This window comes from Streptomyces sp., assembly GCF_050698815.1.
Classification (GTDB): Bacteria; Actinomycetota; Actinomycetes; order Streptomycetales; family Streptomycetaceae; genus Streptomyces.
Genome location: NZ_JBOHCV010000207.1, coordinates 1 through 5,707, shown reverse-complemented (window position 1 = coordinate 5,707; position 5,707 = coordinate 1). Strand labels below are relative to the sequence as shown.

Annotated in this window: 8 protein-coding genes; 2 read left to right on the top strand and 6 right to left on the bottom strand. The window is 69.3% G+C overall.

Annotated elements, in window-relative coordinates; translation table 11 throughout:
* Positions 1-125: 125 nt before the first annotated feature.
* Positions 126-761, top strand: a complete 636-nt coding sequence (locus ACRDP3_RS07770; protein ID WP_431516106.1) for a hypothetical protein — start codon at positions 126-128, stop codon at positions 759-761.
* 112 nt (positions 762-873) lie between these two features.
* Positions 874-2,292 (top strand): ATP-binding protein, encoded by a 1,419-nt coding sequence (locus tag ACRDP3_RS07765; protein ID WP_431516105.1) that lies wholly within the window; start codon positions 874-876, stop codon positions 2,290-2,292.
* 156 nt (positions 2,293-2,448) lie between these two features.
* On the opposite strand, the gene ACRDP3_RS07760 is transcribed toward ACRDP3_RS07765, so the two are convergent.
* From ACRDP3_RS07760 to ACRDP3_RS07735, 6 genes are all read right to left on the bottom strand, one after another.
* On the bottom strand, positions 2,449-2,865 hold the full coding sequence (locus tag ACRDP3_RS07760; RefSeq protein ID WP_431516104.1) for a GntR family transcriptional regulator: 417 nt from the start codon (positions 2,863-2,865) through the stop codon (positions 2,449-2,451).
* A 4-nt stretch (positions 2,866-2,869) separates the two neighbouring features.
* Positions 2,870-3,682 (bottom strand): hypothetical protein, encoded by an 813-nt coding sequence (locus tag ACRDP3_RS07755; protein ID WP_431516103.1) that lies wholly within the window; start codon positions 3,680-3,682, stop codon positions 2,870-2,872.
* A gap of 306 nt (positions 3,683-3,988) precedes the next feature.
* Positions 3,989-4,336 carry a VOC family protein gene (locus ACRDP3_RS07750; RefSeq protein ID WP_431516102.1) on the bottom strand — a complete coding sequence of 116 codons (348 nt, stop codon included), beginning with the start codon at positions 4,334-4,336 and terminating at the stop codon, positions 3,989-3,991.
* A 65-nt stretch (positions 4,337-4,401) separates the two neighbouring features.
* Positions 4,402-4,788, bottom strand: coding sequence for a VOC family protein (locus ACRDP3_RS07745; protein WP_431516101.1), 387 nt, complete (start codon positions 4,786-4,788; stop codon positions 4,402-4,404).
* Complete coding sequence (locus ACRDP3_RS07740; RefSeq protein WP_431516100.1) at positions 4,785-5,078, bottom strand: ArsR/SmtB family transcription factor; 294 nt, start codon at positions 5,076-5,078, stop codon at positions 4,785-4,787. Before ACRDP3_RS07740 ends, ACRDP3_RS07745 begins: the two co-directional genes overlap by 4 nt.
* 279 nt (positions 5,079-5,357) lie before the next feature.
* The coding region (locus ACRDP3_RS07735) for a VOC family protein (RefSeq protein WP_431516099.1) at positions 5,358-5,707 on the bottom strand (350 nt) is incomplete at its 5' end.

Below are 5,707 nucleotides of genomic sequence, written 5' to 3'. Positions count from 1 at the left end.
GTGTGACACCGGGACCCGCCGCGCGCTGGTGGGCGGTCGGTTGCGGACAGCGTGCCCGACGCCGCGCCCGTGCGACCATTTCCCGCTGCGCCCACGCGCCCCTGCCGGGCCCCTACCATCGCGGCATGCCCGCCCCCCGCCGAAGCCTCCCTCTCCGGAACCTCGCCCTCGTCGTCGTGGGGCCGCTGCTGCTGGCCGGATTCGGGCTCGTACACCCGGGCGGGCTGCGGCCGTCCACGGCGGAAGCGTGGGCCGAGCTGCACATCTGGCTGATCCCGGTCTGGCCGCTGCTGGCGCTGGGCTTGATCGTGCCGCTGTACGGGCGGCGGCCCCGCCGGGACGCGGCGGGAGTGGCCACCGTCGTCGCGTGGGTCGCCGCCTTCGGCTACGCGACCTTCTACACCGGGCTCGACGCGGTCGCCGGGATCGCGGCGGGGCTCGCGGAACAGCACGGGGGTGCCCACCCCCGTACCGTCGTGAACCCCCTCTTCCACACCGGTGGCGCACTCGGCGAGGCGGGCGTCGTCTGCTTCGGCGTGGGCGTGATCGCCGCGTCCGTCGCGCTGTTCCTCCGGCACGGGGTGCGGGTGCTGCCGGGCGCGGGCGTGCTGCTGGTGTGCTGCTGGTCCTTCTACGACAGCCACATCTTCATGCCGCGCGGTGTCGTCACGATGCTGGGCTTCGCCCTGGGCTTCGCGCTCCTCGTTTGGGCGGCAGCAGCCCGGCGCGAGCCGTCCCGGCCCACCTCCCCCGCATCCTGAGGCGCACAGGCTCGCTACCCCTGCCCAGCATGACTTGCATTTGTGCAACTTGCATCAATGAAAGTATCTTCGATGCAAGTAATGCCCGGGACTTCAGCGAGGTGATGCCGCCGTGGACGGATTCGTCGGACGTCGAACCGAGCTCAGCCTTCTCGATGACCTGCTGATCCCCGTCCGATCCGGTGGGCGCAGCGGGCGACGGGGCCGTGCCGTGCTCATCCGAGGGCGACGACGTGTGGGCAAGTCCCGGCTGGTGGAGGAGTTCCTGGAGCGGTCCCGGCTGCCGCATGTCTTCTTCACCGCCATCGGCGGCTCCAAGGAGGAAGACCTCGCGGGCTTCACAGCCGAGCTTGCCGCCTCCACTCTCCCCGACGCCACGCGCTTCGCGGATTTCGCCGTCCCGCAAACCTGGGACGCGGCCCTGAGTCTGCTCGCCGGCGCACTGCCCACCGATGCGCCCAGCGTCGTCGTCCTCGACGAGATGCCCTACCTCGTGCGGCAGGACCCCAGCTTCGAAGGCGCGCTGCAGAAGGCGTTCGACCGGAAGCTCTCCAAGCTGCCCGTGCTGCTCATCCTCGTCGGCTCCGACCTGTCCACGATGGAGCAGCTGAACACCTACGGACGCCCCTTTTACCAGCGCGGTACCGAAATGATCGTCCCCCCGCTCAACCCCGCCGAGGTCGGCACGATGCTCGACCTGTCGCCGGCCGACGCCTTCGACGCCTACCTCGTCACGGGCGGACTCCCCCTGGTCCTGGAGGAATGGCCGCACGGCGCCGGGCTGTGGGACTACCTCGAACGAGCCCTGCGGCACCCCACCTCTGCCCTGCTCGTCAGCGGTGAGCGCACCCTGGCCGCCGAGTTCCCCACCGAAGCCCAGGCCCGTACGGTGCTGGGCGCCATCGGACACGGGGAGCGCACCTTCTCGCTGATCGGCCGGGCCGCCGGGGACCTCAACCCCGGCTCCGTGAAGCGTTCCCTGGAACTTCTCACCGCGCGCCGCGTCGTCGCCGCCGACGTACCGCTCTCCACCCGCCCCAGCCGCGAGACCCGTTACCGGATCGAAGACCCGTACCTGCGCTTCTGGCTCTCCTTCATCGGCCAGGCCATTTCCACGGTCGAACGCGGCCGTGGCGACCGCGTCGTCGCGTCGATCCGCACCAGCTGGACATCCTGGCGTGGCCGCGCCATCGAGCCGGTAATCCGCGACGCGCTCTGGCGCCTGGCCGACGACCGCCTCCCCGAACACACCGACACCATCGGCGGCTACTGGACCCGCACCAACGACCCCGAAATCGACATCGTCGGCGCCGACCGCTCCCCCATCGCCAAAAAGATCACGCTCGTCGGCTCGGTCAAGTGGGTGGAGAACAAGCCCTTCGACACCCGCGACCTCGCCCGCCTCATCACCCACTGCTCCCAGCTCCCCGGAGCAGACGACACCACGCCCCTGCTGGCCGTGACCCGCAGCGGCTGCACCGCCGATGTCCCGCACCTCACTCCCGAGGACCTCATCGCGGCGTGGACGTGACTCGTCCAGTTCGGTGTGAGGCTCAACGTGCGGTGTCAACGCGCCAGCCTCAGCCGCGTGTTGTCTCCTCGCCGCATGGGCGGTCGCCTACGCGCGTTGCCGCGCCGGTCCCGGATCGCCCTGCGGGCGGCTGCTGTATCCGGCATCGCGTCTGGATCACAGCAGGTCGCCGGCCGGCAGGTGCGAACTGGTCAGGCGTGACGAGGGCGATGCTGCGGTGCCGTTGGTCAGCGCCGCTTGGACGATGCGGATGGCCTCGTTGGTGTCGATGCCGACGCTGGCGATGACGGCGGCGTACTCGGCGGCGGCGCGGCGTGCCCGTTCGCGTGCCTGCTCGCCGGCTGCGGAGACGAACGAGCCGGCCGGTCCGCGGGTCTCGATCAGCCCCGCTTCCTCCAGCTCCCGGTAGGCCCGGCCGACGGTGTTGACGGCCAGGCCGAGGTCTGCGGCCAGGCGGCGGATGGTCGGCAGCTGGGTGCCCACGGCCAGTGTGTGGTCCTGGATCTGCCGGGCGAGCTGGGCGCGGAGTTGCTCGAACGGCGGGATGGGCGAGGCCGAGTCGATGACGATCATCGGTTCACCGGGCGTTCGCGACGTGCCGCGCCACCGTTCCGTTCCGCGCGGTCCACACAGTGATCAGGGCGAGCGTGACGGCGCCCAGGGCGACGAAGACGATCCAGGCAGTGATCCACCAGCCAGGCGCGGCATCGAGCACCGACGCGACCGGCAGGCACCACACCACCGTTGGCGTGGTGGCGTCGCGGGCGTCCTCGACCCGCATGATGACGTCGGCGGTCAGCGAGACCTCGTCGTCGGCCACGACCGGGTGCGTAAGAATGTGGCGTAGCTGGACAACCATTCCGACCGCGACTCCGCACAGCCCGATGAGCAGGATCAGTGCCGCGTACCGCGCGGTGGAGTCCTGCACGGTCAGGGCACCGGTCGCCAGCACCATCGCGCCCGCGAACGTGACAACCGTGAACGCGGCACGCGGCCGGCCGAGCACGGTGCGCCAGCCGAGCCGGACCGGGTGGGCCGCCCGTCGCGGCAACATCGCGCCCGCCCGCCGGTCGACCCGCCGCACCCACCCGTCCAGCAGCGACTGGGCCAGCACCAACCCCACCACCAGCAACGTCAAGACCAGCAGCGACCAGTGCGGGTACGACCCGGACCCGTCAACCGCGGCGTCGGCAGGCTGGCCGACGGAGTAGATGAGGGCGACCGCGATGATGAACGCGGCCGGCAGGACAGCAGCGGCCAGACGGGTACGTTGCCGGGCCGCCAGACGCGTGGCCAGCAACGGTGTCGGCCGGACGTCGGCCAGGCCGTGCATGGCCAACCACACGCTGACCCGCTCTCTATCCGTCGGACGCATCGACTGGTCAGTCATCCGCCGACCTTCCTTCTGGTCCCATGGCCCATGTCTCAAGTCTTGTCTCAACATGGTGCGTCAAGCCTTGCGACAAGTCAACGGGACAGAGCGGCGGCGCCGATCCCAGGCCGGCCCCGTCCGCCAACGGCCACTGGTATGGCGACAGCCGGGCCACCGGCCTGCCCGCCGCACAGAACCTGCTCCCAAGACAGCAAAGAGTCCTCGTCAACAACGCTGACGAGGACTCTCACGGTGTACGACCTGTTCCGCTGATGGCAGCGGGACGGCGCGCGCCTCACGAGCGGCGCGGGAATCAGGGGCGGGTCATCGGTGGCTCAGCACGTTGACCACCCGGCCGTTGGGGTCACGGACGAAGAACCGGCGCACTCCCCACTCCTCATCCTGCAAGGGGTGCACGACCTCCGCGCCGCTCTCCCGCATCACCGCATAAACCGCATCCACATCGTCCACCTCAACACTCATGTCGGGCACGACCGGTGCGGTCTTGTCGTGGCTCATGAAGGTGACTTGCGCCGTGGGGTTGGAAGGAGAGGCGAGCGTCAGGACCCAGCCATGGTTCATGACCTCCTCGAACCCCAGGAGGCCGTAGAAGTCCCGGCTTTCGTCCATGGCCTCTGATCGGATGTCGGGCATGACCCGGCGGATGGACACAGGCAACTCCTGTCAACGGGCGAGAGCGAACGTGTCTCTGATTCTCTCCAGGGGCGCCTCGGGTGCTACCTGCTGTGCACGATCTGGATCAGATTGCCGCAGGTGTCGTCCAAGACCGCAGTGGTGACCGGGCCCATCTCCAGCGGCTCCTGAGTGAAGTGCACCCCGAGCTCGCGCAGCCGCTCGTACTCCGCACGTACGTCGTCAACGGCGAAGGCGGCGGCCGGGATACCGTCCTCGACCAACGCCGCCGTGTACGGCTTCACCGCCGGATGGCCGTTGGGCTCCAGCAGCAGTTCGGTCCCATCGGGATCCTCCGGCGAGACCACGGTCAGCCACCGGTCCTCGCCCAACGGGACTTCGGTCTTCTTCACGAAGCCCAGCACGTCCGTATAGAAGCGCAGGGCCTTTTCCTGGTCATCGACGAAGACACTCGACAGGTGGATCCTCATGGTGTGCTCCCCGGTGCATCGGGCCTGAGCCACCGGGTCACGATGAGCTCAAGGGGTTCGGTGTTCAGATCGTGGAATTTGTAGCGGCCCTGGCGCCGCGAACGGACCAGACCCGCGGATTCCAGGACGACCAGGTGCTGGCCGATCGCCTGCCGGGACAGCCCCAGACCATGTTTGGTCACCAGCCGCGTGCAGATCTCGAACAGGGTCTGGCCGTCCCGTTCCACCAGCTCATCAAGGATGCGCCGACGGGTGGGGTCGGCCAGTGCCTTGAAGATGTCCTCCGCCACAGCCGGCACGATAGGAAAGTGGCGACTTACCTGTCAAGCAGGTGCCCGGACGTTGCGTGATCGAAGAGACGACGGTGTCGCGGGCTCGCGAGCTGAACGTACGCGGCTCGCGGCTCCCGAACCTGGGCCCGGTGGGAACGGGGCGGGGTCCTGCACCGCCGCGTCACGGCGGCCCGCGACAGCGCGAGCGGGGCGCCTCGGCGCGGCAGCGACCGCCGAGGCGCCAACAACCTTCGGGGCAGACCCAGGTACCTGGTGCCGAGGCGTGACCGATGAGCGTCAGAGTGGGTTGAGGCGGGCCTTGAGCAGGCAGAACTCATTACCTTCGGGGTCGACTAGGACATGCCACTGCTCCTGCCCTGTCTGGCCGATGTCGGCCGGGCGCGCACCGAGCTTCAGAAGGCGTTCGAGCTCGGCGTCCTGATCGCGGTCGGTGGCGTTGACGTCGATGTGCAGCCGGGATTTCCCCTGCTCCGGCTCATCCTCCCGACTGAGGATGATCGTCGGCTGCGGACCGCCGAACCCTTCGCGCGGCCCGATCTCCACCGAGCCGTCGTCCTCGCGATCGAGCACGACGAAGTCCAGGACCTCGCACCAGAACCGCGCCAGCACCTCAGGGTCGCGGCAAC